We start from the raw sequence: 551 nt of genomic DNA, 5'->3' as shown, positions 1-551 counted from the left end.
GGTTTGCGATTTAACGATAACGTACCGGTGAAAGTGATTACGCTGATACCAGACGAGTTAAAAGGGGAAGATGCCGACCAGTATGAAGTGATTGGCGTAAAAAGCACCTTCCGTTTAGCACAGCGCCCAGAGAGCTTCGACGTGCTGCGTTATGACCGGCAAATCATCAAACGCAAAGGCAGCGACACTCTCCTGCCAAGTCAGGCTCCCTTTAATGTATTGGATAAAAGCGTGGCGGATGTGAGCTTTATCGTCGGCATGTTGGTCGATAAATTCCAATACCACTTGCCGCTGTATCGCCAGCACCAGCGCTTAGCCGCAGCGGGCATTACTTTAAGCCGCAGCACACTGGGCACCATCGTGGCGCGCGGTATTGATTTACTGTATCCGATTGTGGATGCGATGCTAAGTAGCATCTTACAAAGCCAGGTGCTGGCAATGGACGAAACGCCGATTAAAGCAGGCAAAGCGGGCCCGGGCAAAATGAAGCAAAGTTACTTCTGGCCGGTGTATGGTGATAAGGATGAAATTGTTTTTACCTTCTCCACCAG

The 551-nt window shown here is 50.3% G+C and carries 1 protein-coding gene; it reads left to right on the top strand.

Features of this window, described 5'->3' with window-relative positions:
- Nucleotides 1–551 (top strand): IS66 family transposase (locus J3B89_RS21035; RefSeq protein WP_215768316.1); only part of this gene is annotated, 551 nt, incomplete at both ends.

This window comes from Rheinheimera oceanensis (assembly GCF_018831085.1).
GTDB classification, from domain to species: domain Bacteria; phylum Pseudomonadota; class Gammaproteobacteria; order Enterobacterales; family Alteromonadaceae; genus Alishewanella; species Alishewanella oceanensis.
Note: the sequence above shows the minus strand (reverse complement) of the source record. Positions and strands in the feature narration are given on the sequence as shown.